Below are 15,893 nucleotides of genomic sequence, written 5' to 3' on the forward strand. Positions count from 1 at the left end.
GGCGGCAGGACACCCCTGCGGCCGGCCGGTCAGCGCAGCCGGCGGCTGGCGTCGGGCAGCCGCTCGGTCACCCCGCGCGCGTCGAGCCACTCCATCAGCGGCACGGCCACGCGCCGCGACGTCCCCCAGGCCGCCCGGGCCTGGCCGAGGGTGAACGGCGCCGGCACGGCGGCCAGCCGCGCCCGCGCGTGCTCCTCCACCCCGGGCGCCAGGTAGACCCCCTCGGCCACCCGCACCAGCTGCCCGTCGCGCACCGCCGCCGCGAGTTCGCGCGGGCCCAGCCGGGCGGCGCGCAGCTCCTCGGCGTCGGGCGCGGCGAACGGGTCGTCGGCCAGCCGGGCGCGGACGGCGTCGACCGCCCGCTGCACCGCCGCCGGCAACCCCGCGGCGGCCACCACGACCCGTCCCTCGCGCAGCGCCAGCGGCGTGCGGACGACGAGCGCGACCAGGTCGTCGGTGGGCAGGCCCAGCTCGCGCCGGACGACGGCGACCGGCGGGCCCGGTTCCAGCGGGTGGGCCTGCCGGTGCGCGGCCACCAGCCCGGGCACCCGCCGCGCCAGCTCGTCGACCACGCCGGGCGCGAGCAGCCACGGCCCGGCGCGGACGGCGTCACCGGGCACCGGCCAGCCCATCGCGGTGAAGTCGTCGGCGCGCACCACCCGGCGCCGGGCGAGGTCGGCGGCCGCACCGGCGGGCCCGGTGCCCTGCTCGTCGAGCTCGGCGGCGCGCTGCCGGGCCGCGCCGCGGCGGCGCAGCTCGGGCGGGGCGACGTCGCGGACGTCGGCGCCCAGCACCCGGCGGGCGCCGGGGTCGCGCAGCAGCACCCGGTCGCCCACGCGCAGCGGCAGCGGGCCGGCCAGGCGCAGTCGCACCGCGGTCCCCTCCAGCGGGCGCACCCGCACCGGCACCGCCGCCGAGCCGACGTGCAGCACCGCCTCGGCCGGCAGCCGCTCCTCCGGCTCGCGCGCCAGCACGACGTCGACCTCGGCCGTCGAGCGGAACGCGCCCGGGGTGAGCAGCGCGTCGCCGCGGCGGAGGTCCTCGACGGCGACGCCGCGCAGGTTGAGCGCCACCCGGGCGGTGGCGACCGCCCGGTCCACCGGGCGGCCCAGCGACTGCACACCGCGCACGCCCACCTCGCGACCGCCCAGCAGCAGCCGGTCGCCGGCGGCCACCGCGCCCGCGGCCAGCGTGCCGGTCACGACGGTGCCGGCACCGCGGATGGGGAACGCCCGGTCGATCCACAGCCGCACCGGTGCGTCGGGATCCGGTGCGGGCAGCCCGGCCAGCAGCGTCTCCAGGGCGGCGGCCAGCTCGGGCACGCCGCGGCCGGCCGGCGCGCTGAGCGCCACGCCCGGCACCGCGCCCATCGAGGTCGCCGCCAGCCGCTCGGTGGCGTCGGCGAGCACCGGCGCCGGGTCGGCGAGGTCGGCCTTGGTGACGGCGAGCAGCGCGTGCCGCACGCCGAGCGCGTCGAGGACGGCGACGTGCTCGGTGGTCTGCGCCGACCAGCCGTCGTCGGCCGCGACCACGACCAGCGCGGCCGGCACCGGACCGACGCCGGCCAGCATGTTGCCGACGAACCGCTCGTGCCCGGGGACGTCGACCACGGCGACCACCCGGCCCGAGGGCAGCGTCGTCCACGCGAAGCCGAGGTCGATGGTCAGGCCGCGGCGGCGCTCCTCCTCCCACCGGTCGGGCTCCATGCCGGTGAGCGCGCGGACCAGCGTCGACTTGCCGTGGTCGACGTGCCCGGCGGTGGCGATCACCTCCACCCGGCGGCCACCTCCAGCACCGCGGCGGCGAGGTCGTCGTCGGACGAGGGCGGCACGCTGCGCAGGTCGAGCAGCGCGCGCCCGTCGGCCACGTACCCCACGACCGGGTGCGCACCGCGCCGCAGCGGCGCGGCGAAGGGCTCGGGCAGCGAGACCGCGGCGCTGGGCAGCGGGTGCTCGGGCGCCCCGCCGCCCCCGACGCGCGCGGCCGAGTCGACGGCGCGGGCGTCGACCCCGGCGCCGGCCAGCCGGGCGGCCAGCGCCTCGGCGCGGCGGCGCAGGACGGCGACGTCGGCGGCGAGCATCTCCGGCACCGGCGGCAGCGGGCCGCGCAGCGTCGCCTCCAGCGCGGCGAGCGTCGTCTTGTCCACCCGCAGCGCGCGGTACAGCGGGTGCCGGCGCAGCCGCTGCACCAGGTCGGCCCGGCCGAGCACCAGCCCCGCCTGCGGGCCGCCGAGCAGCTTGTCGCCGCTGGCCAGCACCAGGTCGGCGCCATCGGCGAGCGTCGTCTGCAGGTCGGGCTCCTCGGGCAGCACCGGGTGCGGGCGCAGCAGCCCCGAGCCGACGTCGGCCACCAGCGGCACCCCGGTCCCGGCGAGCGCCTCCGCCAGCGACGCCACCGGCACCGCCCGGGTGAACCCGCGGACGACGAAGTTCGACGGGTGCACCTTGAGCACCGCGCCGGTGTCCGGGCCGAGCGCGCGCGTGTAGTCCTCGAGCGCCACGCGGTTCGTCGTCCCCACCTCGCGCAACCGGGCGCCGGTGGCCTCCAGCAGCTCGGGGATCCGGAAGCCGTCGCCGATCTCGACCAGCTCGCCGCGGGCGATGACCAGCTCGCCGCCGAGCGCGGTGGCCACCAGCGCGAGCGCGGCCGCGCAGTTGTTCACCACCAGGGCCGCCTCGGCCGCCGGCACCGCGGCCAGCAGCGCGGCCAGCGCCGCCTCGCCGCGCGGCCCGCGGCGGCCGGTGCCCAGGTCGAGCTCGACGTCGGTGGTGCCGCTGGCGGCGACCACGGCCTCGACCGCGGCCGGCGACAGCGGCGCCCGGCCGAGGTTGGTGTGCACGACGACGCCGGTCGCGTTGAGCACCGGCCGCAGGCTCCCCGCCGTCGGCGGCAGCGCGGCCAGGACGGCGGCGACGGCGTTGTCGGGGTCCAGCCGCCCGTCGCGCACCCGCTGCTGGACGCCGCGGACGGCGTCCTTGACCAGCTCGCGGCCCAGCCGGGCGCACGCGGCGGCCACCGCGGGGTCGGCGAGCAGCGTGTCGGTGCGGGGCACGGCCCGCCGCGGGTCGGCGCTCATCGCTGCGGAGCGTATGCGCGCCGGCCCGCGGGGCGGCTGGCGGAGGCGGACGGGAATCGAACCCGCCTGACCGAGCTGCTCGGCCACGTCGGCTTTAGAGGCCGCGGGGGCCACCAGGCGCCCTGACGCCTCCGCCCGGGAGCCTACGGTGGCGGCGTGACCACCGCTCCCGCACGGATCCGGCTCACCCAGTACGCCCACGGCGGCGGCTGCGCCTGCAAGATCCCGCCCGGCGAGCTGGAGGCCGTCGTCGCCGGGCTGACCGCCACCGGCCCGCGCGACCCGGCCGCCGAGCTGGTCGTCGGCCTCGACGACGGCGACGACGCGGCCGTCGTCCGGATCGACCGGCGTCCGGGCGTGCCCGGGGTCGGCATCGTGCTCACCACCGACTTCTTCACCCCGGTGGTCGACGACGCGCACACCTTCGGCCGCATCGCCGCCGCCAACGCGCTCTCCGACGTCTACGCCATGGGCGGCACCCCGGTCGTCGCGGTCAACCTGCTCGGCTGGCCGCGCGACGTGCTGCCCGCCGAGCTCGCCGCCGAAGTCCTGCGCGGCGGGCTGGAAGTGGCGCAGGAGGCCGGCTGCCACGTCGGCGGCGGGCACTCCATCGACGACCCCGAGCCCAAGTACGGCATGGCGGTGACCGGCGTGGTCGACGTCGACCGCATCGTCACCAACGCCGCCGCCGTGCCCGGGACGCCGCTGTCGCTGACCAAGCCGCTGGGCGTCGGGGTGCTCAACAGCCGGATGAAGGCGACCGGCGAGGTGAGCGAGGAGGCCGTCGCGTCGATGACGGCGCTCAACCGCGACGCCGGGCGGGCCGCCGTCGCGGCGGGGATCCGCGCCGGCACCGACGTCACCGGCTTCGGCCTGCTCGGCCACCTGTACAAGATGGCGCGGGCCAGCGGGGTGACCGCGGTGGTCGACGCCGCCGCCGTCCCCTACCTCGCCGGTGCCCGCGAGGCGCTGGCCGCGGGCTTCGTCTCCGGCGGGACGCGGCGCAACCTGGACTGGGTCCGGCCGCACGCCGACCTGTCCGCCGTCTCCGGGGAGGAGGCGCTGCTGCTCGCCGACGCGCAGACCTCCGGGGGGCTGCTGCTCGGCGGCGAGGTGCCCGGCGCGCCGGTGATCGGCGAGTTCGTGCCGCGGCAGGAACACGTCGTCGTCGTCCGCTGACGGCGTGTCGCCGGCGGCACGCCGTCAGCCCGCGCGCCCCGCGCGAAAAGGGTTTCCGGCTCGCCGCCGGCCGCTGTCACCCTCCCGCTCACCGGACCCGGAGGTCCCGGGACCGGCTCGTGAGGAGGACGGCATGAGGACGAGGACGGCCGGCCGGGCACTGACCGTGCTGCTGGCCACGGCGGCGATGGAGACCGCGGCGGGGACCGCGGCCGCGGCACCTCCCGAGGGCGCCGGCACCTACACCGCCTACCGCGGGTGGGCGCTGTTCACCGGTGGCGACGGCCTCGTCGCGGACGTGACCGTCGAGGAGGAGCGGGGCGCGGGGACCGTGGTCCGGTTCGCGCTGTACCGCGAGGGCCTCTCCTGCACGGTCGACGGCGAGGACGTGGCCGTCGCGGAGGTCGACCGGCTGGACTCGGCCCGCCTGGAGGTGTCCTACGACTACACCTGCACCGCGGCGGACGACGGCTCGCAGGGCCTGGCGCCGGAGTCCCTGACCGGGACGGTGGACGTCGACCTGACCTGGACCGGGGTCGGTAGGGCGGAGCGGCAGCCCCTCTACGACTGCACCGTCGGCCTCTCCCTCTCCCGCGAGGCGCTCGTCTCCGGGGGCGTCTCGCTGACCGGTGACCTCGCGGCCGAGCTCGACCTGGACAACGGCGGCCTGTCCCACGACAACGTCGCCTGCCCACCCGGCCGGGTCTGACCCCGGCCCGCGGCGGTCCGGTGGGCGCGCCCTCGCCCACCGGACCGCCGTGTCCTAACGTCCGGCGCATGCGCGCCGTCTTCGTCTCCACGCCCTCGCCCGACGACCCGCTCTCCGTGCTGGAGGTCGGCGACCGCCCCGAACCCGAGGTGCCCGACGGCTGGACGACGGTGCAGGTGAAGGCCGTCTCGCTCAACCACCACGACCTGTTCAGCCTGCGCGGCGTCGGGCTGCCGCAGGAGCGGATGCCGATGGTCCTGGGCACCGACGCGGCCGGCCTGGACGAGGACGGCAACGAGGTCGTCGTCCACGGCGTCGTCTCCACCCCCGGCTGGACCGGCGACGAGACCCTCGACCCGAAGCGCACGCTGTTCTCCGAGCTGCACCAGGGCACCATGGCCGAGCGGGTCGCCGTCCCCCGGCGCAACGTGCTGCCCAAGCCCGCCGAGCTGTCCTTCGCCCAGGCCGCCTGCCTGCCCACCGCGTGGCTGACCGCCTACCGGATGCTCTTCGTCAAGTCCGGGCTGCGCCCCGGGCACACCGTGCTGGTGCAGGGCGCCAGCGGCGGCGTCGCCACCGCGCTGGTGGTGCTCGGGCGGGCCGCCGGCTTCCGCGTCTGGGTGACCGGCCGCAGCGAGGAGAAGCGGCAGGCGGCGCTGGACCTGGGTGCCGAGCAGGCCTTCGAGACCGGCGCGCGGCTGCCCGAGCGGGTCGACGGGGTGATGGAGACCGTCGGCAAGGCGACCTGGAGCCACAGCGTCAAGTCGCTCAAGCCCGGCGGCGTCATCGTGACCTCCGGCGCCACCACCGGCTTCGACCCCAGCGCCGAGCTCAACCGGGTCTTCTTCACCCAGCTGTCGGTCATCGGCTCCACGATGGGCACCCGCGACGAGCTGGAGGCGCTCATGCGGATGTGCGCGGCCACCGGCGCCCGCCCGGTGATCGACGTCGAGCTGCCGCTGGAGCAGGCCCGCGACGGGTTCGCCCGCATGCTCGAGGGCCGCACCGCCGGGAAGATCGTCTTCACCGTCTGAGCGGGCGCTCCCGCAGCAGCACCAGCGCCGCGGCCGCCGCCAGTGCGGCGGCGACCGCGGCGCCGGCGAACACCGTGTGCAGCTGGGTGAGGACGGCGGCGTCGGTGGCCGCGTCGTACGCCGGGCAGTCGGCCGGCGAGGCGGGGCAGACCGTCAGCGGCGAGCCGATCGCCTCGACCTCGGCGGTGAACCGGCGCAGCGCCACGGCGGTGAGCAGCGAAAGCCCGACCAGCATCCCGACGGTGCGGGCGACGACGGCCAGCGCGCCGGCGCTGCCGTGCACCGCCGGGCCGGTGACCGCCAGCAGCACCGCGTTGACCGGCGCGATGGCCAGGCCGAAGCCCAGGCCCGCGGCCAGCAGCACGACCGTGGACCCCCAGCCGTCCAGCGACGTCTCGCCCCAGCGGGTCATCGCCCACAGCGCCGGCGCGGCCAGCGCCATCCCGCCGGCCGCGACGACCCGCGGCGCCGCCACCCGGCACAGCCACCCGCCGGCCACCGCGCCCACCGGCACCGCCACCAGCAGCCGCAGCAGCACCAGCGCCGCACCGAGCTGGTCGCCCGGCGTGGTCGTCGCCCGGGCGAACAGCGGGACGTCGACCAGCGCGGCCACCAGCGCCACCCCGACCAGCAGGTTGACCAGCAGCGCGCCCCACGCCCCGGCCGGTCGCAGCTGGCGCAGCGGCAGCACCGGGTCGGGTGTGCGGCGCTCGTGCAGCCAGAACGCGGCGGCGGCCGCCGCGGCGACCGGCAGCAGCACCGGGCCGTGCGCGACCACCTCGGTGGCCGGGTCGGCGGCGGCGAACGCCCACACCAGCGCCCCGAGCGCGACGACGGCGAGCAGCGACCCGACGACGTCGACCTCGCGCGCCAGCCGGGGCAGCCCGCGCAGCGGCAGGACCGCGCCGGCGGGGTGGGCCAGGCTGCGGGCGGCCAGCGCGGCACCCGCGACCACCGCCGCCAGCAGCAGCGGGGTGGCGGCGGGCACGCCGTCCAGGAGCGGCACCCAGGCCAGCCCGAGGGTGACGTCCTCGGCCAGCGCCGCCGGCTCGGCGAGCAGCAGCCCGAGCGCCGCGGCGGCCACCGCGAGCAGGACCAGCCCGGCGGGGTCGGGCCGCCGGCGGCCGGTGACGACCACCCCGGCCGCCAGTGCTGCGCCGAGGGCCAGGTTGAGCCAGAACACCGCACGCCAGTCGCTGACCGCGAGCACCGCGGCGCCGGCCAGCGGGCCGAGCACCGCGCCGGCCTCCTGCACCGCGCCGACCACGCCCAGCGGCAGCGCGCGGCGCTCGGGCGGCCAGCGGTCGGCGACCAGCGCGAGCGTGGCCGGCACCAGCCCGCCGGCGCCCACGCCCTGCAGCCCGCGGCCGGTGACCGCCGGACCCAGGCCGGTCGCCGTCGCCGTCAGCAGGGACCCCAGCGCGAACAGCAGCAGACAGCCGGCCAGCACCGGCACCCGGCCGCGGAGGTCGGCGAGCCGGCCCAGCAGCGGCAGGGTGGCGGTGTAGCCGAGCAGGAAGCCGCCGATGATCGGCGTCGCGCGCTGGAGCTCGTCGATGCCGACGCCGACCCCCGCCAGCATCTCCGGCAGCGCCAGGACGACCACGTAGGTGTCGGCCGCGGTGACCAGCACCGCCAGCGTGGCCAGGACGACCAGCGGCAGGCCCGGGACCGGCCGCGCGGACCCCGTGGGCTCAGCCGACAGCCGGCGCGGTGATCTCGACATCGGCGCCGAAGTCGCTGAGCTCGAGGGTGAACGTCGCGTCCTGGCCGGCGGTGTAGAAGGGGCCGGTCAGCTCCGCGCGGCGCAGCTCGCCGCTGTCGGGAGCCACCGAGAAGCGGGCGGCCACCGGCCGGCTCGGGTCCTCGCTGGTGAGCACCTGCTCGACCAGGTCGCCGGGCAGCTCCGCGGTCACCTCGCGCACCACCTCGCCGTCCACCCGGCGCTCCTCCCCCAGCTCGGCCGAGCCGGCCTGCTCGAGCAGCTGGGAGATCCCGGTGTCGGGGTCGAGCAGCGTGCCGGGGTCGCCGAAGCCGAACTGCGCGGGGTCGACGACGCTGTAGCCGGTGGTGAAGGGCAGCTGCGCGTAGACGGTGCCGTCGACCGAGACGACGGCGAGGTCGAGCGGCGCGCCGGCGGCCAGCACCTGCAGCGTCCCCTGGAACGACGCGGGGCGGGCGACGTCGCCCTCGCCGCCCGTCAGCTCGGTGCCGGTGGTCGGCGCGCCCTCGCTGGTGAGCACGAAGTGCAGGCTGCTGGCCTCGTCGAGGGTCGTCCGTGCCCGCGACAGCAGCTGGTCGGCGCTCTCCTCCGGCTCGCCGCCGCCACCGCAGCCGGCCAGCAGCGGCACGGCGAGCACGGTGCCGGCGACCAGCCCGGCGGCACGGCGCAGCAGCATCGAGCGACCTCCCCGTCGCGCCGGCCCACCCGGCGCGGCGCGACGGTAGCGCGCCGGGGGCCTCAGCCCGTGGCGGCGAGCCGCCGCTCGATGCGCGCCGCGATCCTCCCGCGGGTGCGCTCGGGCAGGACCGGCAGCGCGGGGGCCAGCTCGGGCAGGCGGTGCTTCTGGGTCGTGTAGGCGCGGAACGCCGTCCCGACCGTGACGCCGTGGCCGGGCCGGTCGACGACGGTGACCTCGTCGCCGGCGCCGACGTCCCCCGTCTCGAGGACCCGCAGGTACGCGCCGCTGGCGCCGTGCGCGGTGAACCGCCGGACCAGCCGCGGCACGTCCCAGAAGCGCTCGAAATTGGCGCACGGGATCCGGCAGTCGGTGACCTGGAGCAGGGCGGTGCCCACCCGCCACCGCTCGCCCAGGACGGCGCCGGTCAGGTCCAGCCCCGCCGTCCGCAGGTTCTCGCCGAACCGGCCCGGCGGCAGCGGCCGGTCGAGCTCGGCCACCCACCAGGCGGCGTCCTCCTGCGCGTAGGCGTAGACCGCCTGGCCCTCGCCGCCGTGGTACCGCCGGTTGACCTGGACGTCGCCGTCGAGCCCCAGCCGGCCGACGGCGACCCGCCCGGCCACCGGCCGCTTGTCGATGCCGCTGCGGCCGGGCCGGCGGTCGGGCAGCGGCAGCAGGTCGCTGCCGGAGACGCAGACGGCCTCGATGCGGCCGGTGGTCACTTCTTGGCGGTGGAGGGCTCGCTGGTGGACAGCGCGGCGACGAAGGCCTCCTGCGGGACCTCGACCCGGCCGACCATCTTCATCCGCTTCTTGCCCTCCTTCTGCTTCTCCAGCAGCTTCCGCTTGCGGGTGATGTCACCGCCGTAGCACTTGGCGAGGACGTCCTTGCGGATGGCGCGCACCGTCTCGCGGGCGATGACCCGGGAGCCGACGGCGGCCTGGATGGGCACCTCGAACTGCTGGCGCGGGATGAGCTCGCGCAGCTTGCCGGCCATCATCACGCCGTAGCCGTAGGCCTTGTCCTTGTGCACGATCGCGCTGAACGCGTCGACCGGCTCGCCCTGCAGCAGGATGTCGACCTTGACCAGCTTCGACTCCTGCTCACCGGCCTCGGCGTAGTCGAGGCTGGCGTAGCCGCGGGTGCGCGACTTCAGCGCGTCGAAGAAGTCGAAGATGATCTCGCCGAGCGGCAGCGTGTAGCGCAGCTCGACGCGGGACTCGCTGAGGTAGTCCATGCCGCCGAGCTGGCCGCGCCGGCTCTGGCACAGCTCCATGATCGCGCCGGTGTAGTCGCTGGGCGCGATGATCGTGGCGTTGACGACCGGCTCGAAGACCGTGTCGATCTTGCCCTCGGGCCAGTCGCTGGGGTTGGTGACGGTGTGCTCGGTGCCGTCCTCCATGACCACCCGGTAGACGACGTTCGGCGCGGTGGAGATGAGGCTGATGCCGGCCTCGCGCTCGAGCCGCTCGCGGACGATCTCCAGGTGCAGCAGGCCGAGGAAGCCGACCCGGAAGCCGAAGCCGAGCGCCGCGGAGGTCTCCGGCTCGTAGGTGAGCGCGGCGTCGTTGAGCAGCAGCTTGTCCAGCGCCTCGCGCAGCAGCGGGTACTCGCTGCCGTCGATCGGGTAGAGGCCGGAGTAGACCATCGGCTTGGGGTCGCTGTACCCGCCGATCGCCTCGGCGGCCGGCTTGTGCTGCAGCGTGACGGTGTCGCCGACGCGGGACTGGCGGACGTCCTTCACCCCGGTGATGAAGTAGCCCACCTCGCCGACGCCGAGGCCGTCGACCGGCTTGGGCTCGGGCGAGATGACGCCGATCTCGAGCAGCTCGTGCGTGGCGCCGGTGGACATCATCTTGATCCGCTCGCGGCTGGCGATCCGGCCGTCGACCACGCGGACGTAGGTGATGACCCCGCGGTAGATGTCGTAGACGCTGTCGAAGATCATGGCGCGGGCCGGGGCGTCGGCGTCGCCGACCGGGGCCGGGATCTGCGCGACGATCTGGTCGAGCAGCTCGGGCACGCCCTCGCCGGTCTTGCCGCTGACCCGGAGCACGTCCGCGGGGTCGCAGCCGATGATGTGCGCGATCTCGGCGGCGTACTTCTCCGGCTGGGCGGCCGGCAGGTCGATCTTGTTGAGGACCGGGATGATCGTGAGGTCGTTCTCCAGGGCCAGGTAGAGGTTGGCCAGGGTCTGCGCCTCGATGCCCTGCGCGGCGTCGACCAGCAGCACCGCGCCCTCGCAGGCGGCCAGCGAGCGGGAGACCTCGTAGGTGAAGTCGACGTGGCCCGGGGTGTCGATCATGTCGAGCACGTACTCGGCGCCGGCTGCCTCACCCGTCCGCGGAGTCCACGGCAGGCGCACGTTCTGCGCCTTGATGGTGATGCCGCGCTCGCGCTCGATGTCCATCCGGTCGAGGTACTGCGCGCGCATCTGCCGCGCCTCGATGATCCCGGTCACCTCGAGCATCCGGTCGGCCAGCGTCGACTTGCCGTGGTCGATGTGGGCGATGATGCAGAAGTTCCGGATCCGGGTGGGATCGGTGGCAGCGGGAGTCGTCACAGTGCTGCCATCGTCCCACGGCGGGCCGCTGCTGCGGAGCACCCTGCCGGGAGGGCCGGACGCGACCGGGGTGGGACGCCGCCTCGCGCGCTGGTAACCTGGCAGGCCGGTCCGCCGACGCACGCCGTCCGGACGCACTGTCAGACTCCCAACTCTGCGAGACACCGAGGCTCACGCGTGGCGAACATCAAGTCCCAGATCAAGCGGAACAAGACGAACGAGAAGGCGCGCCAGCGCAACGTCGCCGTCAAGTCCGCCCTGAAGACGGCCGTCCGCCGCTTCCGCACGGCCGCGGCGTCCGGGGACACCGCGGCCGCCGGCACCGCACTGGCCCACGCCAGCAAGGCGCTGGACAAGGCCGCCAGCAAGGGCATCATCCACAAGAACCAGGCGGCGAACCGCAAGTCGGGCATGGCCAAGCACTTCGCCAGCCTCTGACCTGCGCCCCGCGCTCCCGGCGAGCCCCGTCCCCGCGAGGGACGGGGCTCGCTGCGTCCTGCGGGCCGGGGTTGAGGGCCGGGGCCTAGCGGAGGCCGCGGGCGGCCCGGCCGGTGACCGCACGGATGGCGACGATGCGGCGGACCGCCCGCTCCAGCGCGTAGTCGGCGCTCGCCGCCACCCCCTTGACGTCGGCGTTGAGCTCGGCGGCCACACCGATCGCCTGCTGCAATCCGTCGATGGTCCACCCGCGGGCCTGGGTCTGGGCCTTCTTCACCTTCCACGGCGGGAGCTTGAGCGCCCGGGCGAGCTCGCCGGTGTTGCTGGTGTTCAGCGAGGCGACCCGCGCGGCGGTGCGGACGCCGTCGGCGATGGCGTCGGCGACGAGCACGTGGGCCACCCCGCGGTCGAGCGCCCAGCGCAGCATCTCCAGCGAGCCCTGCCGGTCGCCGACGAGCACCCGCTCGGCGACGGTGAAGCCGGTGACCTCGGCCTGACCGCGGTGGAAGCGCGCGACGGCGTCGGCGTCGATGGTGCCGCCGAAGTCGGCGACCAGCTGGGTGGCCGCCGAGGACAGCGCCCGCAGGTCGGCGCCCACCGCGTCGACCAGGGCGGTGAGCGCGTCGGTGGTGATCCGGCCGCCCGCCGCCCGCACCTCGTTGCGGACGAAGGCCGCCCGGTCGCTGGCGGAGGAGATCTTCGGGCAGTCGTCGACGGCCGCGCCGGCGGCGGTCAGGGTCTTGAGCAGTGCCTCGTTGCGCTTGCCGCCGTGGTGCACGACGACCAGCGTCAGGTCCGGGTCGGGGTCGGCGCAGTAGCTGGTCAGGGCGTCGACCAGGGCCCCGGCGGCCTCGTGCACGCCGCCGACGACGACGAGCCGGTGGCCGCCGAACAGCGAGGGCGCCAGGACGTCGGCCAGCTGACCCACCGGCAGGCCCAGCGCGGCCAGCTCGTGCACCTCCGCGTCGGGGTGGCGCTCGAGGACGGCGGCCCGCACGGCGGAGACGGCGCGGGCGCGCAGCAGCTCCTCCTCGCCGACGACGGCCCGCAGCCGGGAGGTCGGTGCCGGGGGTGCCGCTGTCACGGGGCGATGGTGTCACGGCGGGGGGACGGGACGGCCGGCGTGCGGCGACGCGGCGCGGTGCGGTCGCGGGGACGCCGTCGCCGGACGTCGCCCCACCGGCCGGGGCGGAGCCGGCGGCGGCTCCCCCGGTCGCGCCGCGTGCGGTGACGCCCCAGTCGCCCGCCGATCCGACGACCGCCAGGTCGCCCTCCCGGTCGGTGCGGTGCACCCGCGCGCCGGCCTGCTGCAGCCAGCCGAGCAGCCGGGGTGCGGGGTGCCCGTAGGTGTTGTCCGCCCCGACCGAGACCAGTGCCACCCGGGCCCCGGACGCGGCCAGGAACGCGGGGTCGGCGTCGGCGCTGCCGTGGTGCGGGACCTTCAGCACGTCGGCGGCCAGGTCCACGCCCCGGTCCAGGACGCGGGACTGCGCCACCGCGCCCAGGTCGCCGGTGAGCAGCACGCGGACCCCCCGCTGGGTGACCCGCACGACCGTCGACAGGTCGTTGGCCTCGGCGGCCGCCGTGGCGATCTCCGGCGGCGGGGCGAGCACCTCCAGCTGCGCCGAGCCGACCACCCGCCGGTCCCCCGGCCGCAGCACCTCCCGGCGTGCACCGGCCCGGGCGGCGGCCGCGTCCAGCGCGGGCGCCCGCTCGTCGGCCGGGGACAGGGTGCCGGTGGCCACCACGTCGACGTCCCTGCCGCCGAGCGCGCCGGCCAGCCCGCCGACGTGGTCGGCGTCGAGGTGCGAGAGCAGCACCAGCGGCAGCCGGTCGACCCCGAGCCGGCCCAGGCAGCGGTCCACCGGGCCGACCTCGGGGCCCGCGTCGACGAGGACGGCCTCACCCGGTCCCGTGGGCACGACCAGGGCGTCACCCTGCCCGACGTCGCAGGCCACGAGCACCGCCTCGTCCGGCGGCCACCCGTCGGCCACCTGGCGCAGCGGCCAGCCCAGCACCAGGAGGCCGAGCAGGGCGGCCAGGGCGAGCGGGCGCAGCCGCGGGTGGCGCCACAGGAGGAGCCCGACAGCGAGGAGCAGGAGGGTGAGCAGGAGGGCGCCCCGGGTGCCGGCCGGCCACCCGGTCGCGCCGTCGGGCAGGCCCGACGCCGTCCGGGCCACGAGCACCAGCCAGCGCACCGGCCACCCGGCGAGCCACACCAGGGCGTCCCCGGCGGGGGGCACGAGCGGCGCGACGAGGGTCCCCAGCAGGCCGAGCACGGTCGCCGGTGCCACCGCGGGCGCGGCGAGCAGGTTGGCCGGCAGGGAGACCGGGCTGACCAGGCCGGACAGCCCGGCCACCAGCGGCGCGGTGGCCAGCCCGGCGGCCGCGGCGACGGCGACCGCGTCGGCCACGGTCCGCGGCCAGCCGCGGTCCCGCAGGGATGCCGACCAGCCGGGGGCCAGGAGCACGATGGCCGCCGTCGCGGTGACCGACAGGGCGAAGCCGGCGTCGCGGGCCAGTCCGGGGTCGAGCCACAGCAGGACGGTGGCCGAGGCGCACAGCGCCGGGACCGCCGCCCGGGTGCGGCCGGTGGCCAGGGCCAGGAGGGTGACCGCGCCCATGGCGGCGGCTCGGACGACGCTGGGCTCGGGCCGGGCGAGCACCACGAAGCCGGCCAGCGCCAGCGCCGCGACGACCGCCTGCACCCGGCGGTCGACCGCCCGCCGGCGCAGCGGTGCGAGGACACCGGTGACGACGATCGCCACGTTGGCGCCCGAGACGGCCGTGAGGTGCGACAGGCCGGCCCGGCGGAAGTCCTCCTCCAGCACCGGGTCCATCGCGGACGTGTCACCGACGACCAGCCCGGGGAGCAGCCCGCCGGCCGGACCGCCGACGACCCGTCCGGAGGCCTCGGCCAGCCCCGCACGCAGGTCCCCCGCCGCACGCTGCGGCCACGGCGGTCGGCCGAGCACCTCGGGCGGGCCGCGGGCCGAGAGCCGGGCGACGACCCCCTCGGACGCGGCGGCGGGCGCGACCGCGGCCCGCACGCGGACCGACTGCCCCGGCAGCACGGCGGCCCACTCCTCCGCGGGTGCGAAGAGCACCGCGTCGGCGGTGAGCGTCACCCGCCGGGTGCCGTCGTCCAGTGCCACCACGGTCGCCTCGACGACGACGCGCGGCGCCCCGGCCCCGCGCACCCGCCGCGGGTCGCCGTCGACCTCGAGCACCAGCTCCACGGCTCGGCCGGCGGCGACCTCGGCCAGCGGGGAGGCGGCGTGCGCGGCGCCGCGGACGGCCGAGGTGGTCGCCGTCGCCGCCACGGCGGCCAGCACCGCGAGCAGCACCCGGGCACCGGTCCGGCGGCGGCGCAGGACCAGCCCGGCGGAGACCACGGCGGCGAGCGCGAGCCAGGCCAGGACCGCGGGCGGCAGGACGCCGGCCAGGAGGGTGACGGCCCAGACGGCGACCGCGACGGGGACGAGGCGCAGGTCCAGCCAGGTCCAGCGGGCAGGGGGTGTGCGGCTCACACGCGCACCAGGTCGGCGAGCTCGGCGTAGGTGGCCGGCCCGATGCCCGGGACGTCGTCGAGCTGCTCGACGCTGGTGAACCGGCCGTGCCCGCCCCGGTGGTCGACGATCCGCTGGGCCAGCACCGGCCCGATGCCGGGCAGCGCGTCGAGGTCGGCGACCGTCGCGGCGTTGAGGTCGAGCGGCCCGGCCGGCGCTCCCCCAGCGGTCCCGTCCGGCGCGGCCGCGGCCGCGGTGGCTCCGGGCACCCCCACGGCCACCTGCTGGCCGTCGGTGACGACCGCGGCGAGGTTGACCGACGCGGCGTCGGCCCCGGGCAGCAGCCCCCCGGCCGCGGCCACGGCGTCGGCCACCCGCGCACCGTCGGGCAGGGTGACCAGGCCCGGGGTGACCACCTGCCCGACCACCGAGACGACGACGGTGGCCTGCCCGTCGGCGGCCTCGCCGACCGACGGGGACGCGGGCGACTCGGCGGCCGACGCCGCCGGGGGTCCCGCGGCGGGTGCCGGCTGCACGCTCGGCCGGTCCAGCCAGGTCCAGCCGGCGACGGCCAGCGCGACGGCCAGGCCGCACACCCACAGCGCCCAGGTCCCGCGGCGGCCGGGGTCCACGCGCACCGTCCGCGCGGGTGCGCGGTGGCGTCCCAGGCCGGGGAGCACCCCGTCGGGCGGGTCACCGTCGAGGAGGTCGTCGTCCGCGTCCCCCTCCGGCTCGGGGGCCGGGTCGCCGTCCGGACCGTCCGCGTCCCGGCGCCGGAGCAGGGCCACGCCGGTGACCGGCGCGTCCCGGACCGGGTCGTCGTCGGGCAGCCACCCGGAGGACCGCCGGCCCTCGTCGAGCAGCGCACGCAGGCGGGCCCGGATGACGTCGGCGTCGTCGGAGCGGCGGGAGGTCAGGCGCACCCGGCGGACGCTAGGCAGGCCGGCCGCGCACCGGCCCGCCCCGCGGGCGGCTGTGGACGGCGC

12 protein-coding genes, 1 tRNA gene and 1 pseudogene are annotated in these 15,893 nt (G+C 77.5%); 4 read left to right on the top strand and 10 right to left on the bottom strand.

Going from position 1 to position 15,893, the window contains the following annotated elements:
- Nucleotides 1-29: 29 nt before the first annotated feature.
- From selB to BLQ97_RS23390, 3 genes are all read right to left on the bottom strand, one after another.
- Complete coding sequence (gene selB / locus BLQ97_RS15135) at nt 30-1,775, bottom strand: selenocysteine-specific translation elongation factor (RefSeq protein WP_091366820.1); 1,746 nt, start codon at nt 1,773-1,775, stop codon at nt 30-32.
- A complete protein-coding gene (gene selA, locus BLQ97_RS15140) occupies nt 1,766-3,076 on the bottom strand; it encodes an L-seryl-tRNA(Sec) selenium transferase (protein ID WP_091366821.1) in 1,311 nt (436 codons plus the stop codon). Before selA ends, selB begins: the two co-directional genes overlap by 10 nt.
- Before the next feature lie 37 nt (nt 3,077-3,113).
- Nucleotides 3,114-3,209, bottom strand: a tRNA-OTHER gene (locus tag BLQ97_RS23390).
- Nucleotides 3,210-3,232: 23 nt separating this feature from the next.
- Between BLQ97_RS23390 and selD the strand changes: the two genes are divergently transcribed.
- The 3 genes from selD (at nt 3,233) to BLQ97_RS15155 (ending at nt 5,998) form a co-directional block, all read left to right on the top strand.
- Nucleotides 3,233-4,255, top strand: a complete 1,023-nt coding sequence (gene selD, locus BLQ97_RS15145; RefSeq protein WP_217637212.1) for a selenide, water dikinase SelD — start codon at nt 3,233-3,235, stop codon at nt 4,253-4,255.
- Between the two features lie 133 nt (nt 4,256-4,388).
- Nucleotides 4,389-4,964 (top strand): hypothetical protein, encoded by a 576-nt coding sequence (locus BLQ97_RS15150; RefSeq protein ID WP_139173681.1) that lies wholly within the window; start codon nt 4,389-4,391, stop codon nt 4,962-4,964.
- Between the two features lie 68 nt (nt 4,965-5,032).
- Nucleotides 5,033-5,998 carry a zinc-binding dehydrogenase gene (locus tag BLQ97_RS15155; protein ID WP_091366823.1) on the top strand — a complete coding sequence of 322 codons (966 nt, stop codon included), beginning with the start codon at nt 5,033-5,035 and terminating at the stop codon, nt 5,996-5,998.
- Here BLQ97_RS15155 and BLQ97_RS15160 read toward each other — a convergent pair.
- The 4 genes from BLQ97_RS15160 to lepA all read right to left on the bottom strand — a co-directional run bounded on the left by BLQ97_RS15160 (nt 5,988) and on the right by lepA (nt 10,960).
- Entirely contained in the window at nt 5,988-7,724 is a 1,737-nt protein-coding gene (locus tag BLQ97_RS15160; protein WP_091366824.1) for an MFS transporter, read from the bottom strand. The genes BLQ97_RS15155 and BLQ97_RS15160 overlap by 11 nt on opposite strands.
- Nucleotides 7,693-8,397: an LppX_LprAFG lipoprotein gene (locus BLQ97_RS15165; RefSeq protein ID WP_091366825.1), complete on the bottom strand. Its 705-nt coding sequence runs from the start codon at nt 8,395-8,397 to the stop codon at nt 7,693-7,695. The genes BLQ97_RS15160 and BLQ97_RS15165 overlap by 32 nt, the downstream gene beginning before the upstream one ends.
- A 62-nt stretch (nt 8,398-8,459) precedes the next feature.
- The gene (locus BLQ97_RS15170; protein WP_091366826.1) at nt 8,460-9,119 is read right to left on the bottom strand and encodes an MOSC domain-containing protein; all 660 of its coding nucleotides are present in this window, start codon (nt 9,117-9,119) and stop codon (nt 8,460-8,462) included.
- Nucleotides 9,116-10,960 (bottom strand): translation elongation factor 4, encoded by a 1,845-nt coding sequence (lepA, locus tag BLQ97_RS15175; protein WP_091366827.1) that lies wholly within the window; start codon nt 10,958-10,960, stop codon nt 9,116-9,118. Before lepA ends, BLQ97_RS15170 begins: the two co-directional genes overlap by 4 nt.
- A gap of 177 nt (nt 10,961-11,137) precedes the next feature.
- On the opposite strand from lepA, the gene rpsT reads away from it, so the two are divergent.
- A complete protein-coding gene (gene rpsT / locus BLQ97_RS15180) occupies nt 11,138-11,398 on the top strand; it encodes a 30S ribosomal protein S20 (protein ID WP_091366828.1) in 261 nt (86 codons plus the stop codon).
- 85 nt (nt 11,399-11,483) lie between these two features.
- Here rpsT and holA read toward each other — a convergent pair whose 3' ends face one another.
- From holA to BLQ97_RS15190, 3 genes and pseudogenes are all read right to left on the bottom strand, one after another.
- Nucleotides 11,484-12,482: a DNA polymerase III subunit delta gene (gene holA, locus BLQ97_RS23975; protein WP_245692212.1), complete on the bottom strand. Its 999-nt coding sequence runs from the start codon at nt 12,480-12,482 to the stop codon at nt 11,484-11,486.
- 343 nt (nt 12,483-12,825) lie between these two features.
- A pseudogene (locus BLQ97_RS23980) lies at nt 12,826-14,928 on the bottom strand (ComEC/Rec2 family competence protein); the annotation flags it as partial.
- Entirely contained in the window at nt 14,925-15,830 is a 906-nt protein-coding gene (locus BLQ97_RS15190) for a ComEA family DNA-binding protein (protein ID WP_091366829.1), read from the bottom strand. The gene BLQ97_RS15190 and the pseudogene BLQ97_RS23980, both read right to left, overlap by 4 nt.
- Nucleotides 15,831-15,893 lie beyond the last annotated feature (63 nt).

The sequence above is a fragment of the Geodermatophilus telluris genome, assembly GCF_900102745.1.
Lineage (GTDB): Bacteria > Actinomycetota > Actinomycetes > Mycobacteriales > Geodermatophilaceae > Geodermatophilus > Geodermatophilus telluris.